Origin of the sequence: Streptomyces sp. ActVer (genome assembly GCF_027270795.1) — a bacterium.
GTDB classification, from domain to species: Bacteria; Actinomycetota; Actinomycetes; order Streptomycetales; family Streptomycetaceae; genus Streptomyces; species Streptomyces umbrinus_A.
The window spans coordinates 1-3137 of record NZ_JAPWHT010000723.1; the positions used below are offsets into that span (position 1 = coordinate 1).

The 3137-nt window shown below is 70.2% G+C and carries 2 protein-coding genes; both read left to right on the forward strand.

Annotated elements, in window-relative coordinates:
* Positions 1-786 (forward strand): acetyl-CoA C-acyltransferase (locus O3Q52_RS51130; protein ID WP_269655248.1); only part of this gene is annotated, 786 nt, incomplete at its 5' end.
* A 40-nt stretch (positions 787-826) separates the two neighbouring features.
* The gene (locus O3Q52_RS51135; RefSeq protein ID WP_269655249.1) at positions 827-3022 is read left to right on the forward strand and encodes a 3-hydroxyacyl-CoA dehydrogenase NAD-binding domain-containing protein; all 2196 of its coding nucleotides are present in this window, start codon (positions 827-829) and stop codon (positions 3020-3022) included.
* Positions 3023-3137: the final 115 nt, after the last annotated feature.

The window sequence follows — 3137 nt, forward strand, 5'->3', positions numbered from 1 at the left end:
TTCGCGCTCTACAGCGGCCGAACACGATTCACCTCCCCTGTTGAGGCCGGCATCATCCAGGACCTTGCCATGCTCGACGAGTACGCGGCGCTGTCCCAGGAGCGTGCCGCCGCGGCCTGGAAGGACGGCCGTTTCGAGAAGTCCGTCGTCCCCGTGAAGGACCGCAACGGACTCGTCGTCCTCGACCACGACGAACACCTGCGCCCGGGAACGACCGCCGACTCGCTCGCCAGGCTCAAGGCGTCGTTCGCGGACATCGGCGACCTGGGCGGCTTCGACGCCGTGGCGCTGCAGAAGTACCACTGGGTGGAGAAGATCGACCACGTCCACCACGCCGGCAACTCCTCCGGCATCGTGGACGGCGCCTCGCTGGTCGCCGTCGGCTCGAAGGAGGTCGGCGAGCGGTACGGGATCACCCCGCGCGCGCGGATCGTCTCCGCGGCCGTCTCCGGCTCGGAGCCGACCATCATGCTGACCGGGCCCGCGCCCGCCACCCGCAAGGCGCTCGCCAAGGCCGGACTGACCATCGACGACATCGACCTCGTCGAGATCAACGAGGCCTTCGCCGCGGTCGTCCTGCGTTTCGCGCGGGACATGGGCCTGTCCCTGGACAAGGTCAACGTCAACGGCGGCGCGATCGCCCTCGGCCACCCGCTCGGCGCCACCGGGGCGATGATTCTCGGCACGCTCGTCGACGAACTGGAGCGCCAGGACAAGCGGTTCGGCCTCGCCACGCTCTGCGTCGGCGGCGGCATGGGCATCGCCACGATCGTCGAGCGCATCTGACTCCCCAGTGGACCAACGGACTTCTACGGAGAACCCCCTCATGACCGAGAGCACCACCATCCGCTGGGAACAGGACGAGACCGGCATCGTCACCCTGGTCCTCGACGATCCCGACCAGTCCGCGAACACCATGAACCAGGCGTTCCGCGACTCGCTCGCCGCGATCACCGACCGTCTGGAGACGGCGGTCCAGGCCGACCCCGACTCCATCCGCGGCATCGTCTTCACCTCCGCCAAGAAGACCTTCTTCGCGGGCGGCGACCTGCGCGACCTCATCCGCGTCACCCCCGAGACCGCCCAGCAGCTCCTCGACGGAGGCCTCGCGATCAAGCGCGACCTCCGCCGCATCGAGACGCTCGGCAAGCCCGTCGTGGCCGCCATGAACGGCGCGGCCCTGGGCGGCGGCTTCGAGATCGCGCTGGCCTGCCACCACCGCGTCGCCCTCGACGCGCCCGGCTCCAAGATCGGCTGCCCCGAGGTCACGCTCGGCCTGCTGCCCGGAGGCGGCGGCGTCGTCAGGACCGTACGCCTCCTGGGCATCGCCGACGCGCTCCTGAAGGTGCTCCTCCAGGGCACCCAGTACAGCCCGCAGCGCGCGCTGGAGAACGGCCTCGTCCACGAAGTGGCGGCCACCCCCGAGGAGATGCTCGCCAAGGCCAGCGCCTTCATCGACGCCAACCCCGAGTCGCGCCAGCCCTGGGACAAGCCCGGCTACCGCATCCCGGGCGGCACCCCGTCCAACCCGAAGTTCGCGGCCAACCTGCCCGCCTTCCCGGCCAACCTGCGCAAGCAGACGAACGGCGCGCCCTACCCTGCGCCGCGCAACATCCTCGCGGCCGCCGTCGAGGGCTCGCAGGTCGACTTCGAGACCGCGCAGGTCATCGAGGCCCGCTACTTCGTGGAGCTGGCCGCGGGCCAGACCTCCAAGAACATGATCCAGGCCTTCTTCTTCGACCTCCAGGCCGTCAACTCCGGAGCCAACCGGCCCAAGGGCGTCGAACCGCGCCCGGTCCGCAGGGTCGCCGTTCTGGGCGCCGGGATGATGGGCGCGGGCATCGCGTACTCCTGCGCCCGCGCGGGCATCGACGTCGTCCTCAAGGACGTGTCGGCCGAGGCGGCGGCGAAGGGCAGGGGCTACTCCGAGAAGCTCTGCGCCAAGGCCGTCTCCCGGGGCCGTACGACCCAGGAGAAGGCGGACGCGCTGCTGGCGCGCATCACGCCGACCGCCGACCCTCAGGACGTTGCAGGCTGCGACGCCGTCATCGAGGCCGTCTTCGAGGACTCCGCGCTCAAGCACAAGGTGTTCCAGGAGATCCAGCACATCGTCGAACCGGACGCGCTGCTCTGCTCCAACACCTCGACCCTGCCGATCACCGCGCTCGCCGAAGGCGTCGAGCGACAGGTCGACTTCGTCGGGCTGCACTTCTTCTCGCCCGTCGACAAGATGCCGCTCGTCGAGATCATCAGGGGCGAACGCACCGGCGACGAGGCACTCGCCCGCGCCTTCGACCTCGTACGGCAGATCAGGAAGACCCCGATCGTCGTCAACGACTCGCGGGGCTTCTTCACCTCCCGCGTCATCGGGCACTTCATCAACGAGGGCGTGGCGATGGTCGGCGAGGGCATCGAGCCCGCCTCCGTCGAGCAGGCCGCCGCCCAGGCCGGCTACCCCGCCAAGGTCCTCTCCCTGATGGACGAGCTGACTCTCACCCTGCCGCGCAAGATCCGCGCCGAGTCGAAGCGGGCCGTCGAGGAGGCCGGCGGCACCTGGACGGAACACCCCGCGGACACGGTCATCGACCGCATGGTCGACGAGTTCGGCCGCCCCGGACGCAGCGGCGGCGCGGGCTTCTACGAGTACGGGGACGACGGCAAGCGGGGCGGGCTGTGGCCCGGGCTGCGCGAGCACTTCACGCGCGCGGGAGCCGTCGAGGCCGAGATTCCCTTCCGGGACATGCAGGAGCGCATGCTGTTCTCCGAGGCGCTGGACACCGTCCGGCTGCTGGAGGAGGGCGTCCTGACGTCCGTCGCCGACGCCAACATCGGCTCCATCTTCGGGATCGGGTTCCCCGGCTGGACGGGGGGCGTCCTTCAGTACATCAACGGGTACGAGGGCGGGCTGCCGGGCTTCGTGGCCCGCGCGCGTGAGCTCGCCGAGCGGTACGGGGAGCGGTTCGCGCCTCCCGCGCTGCTCGTGGAGAAGGCGGAGAAGGGGGAGCGGTTCGGGGACGCGTGAGGGTTTGACGCCGGGTTTTCTTCGCCCCCGCCACCCCTACCCATTCCCGTCCCCTGGGGCTTCGCCCCAGACCCCGTTGGGTGTGATTTCGGGTGCGGGTTCGGCTGTGGCTGAT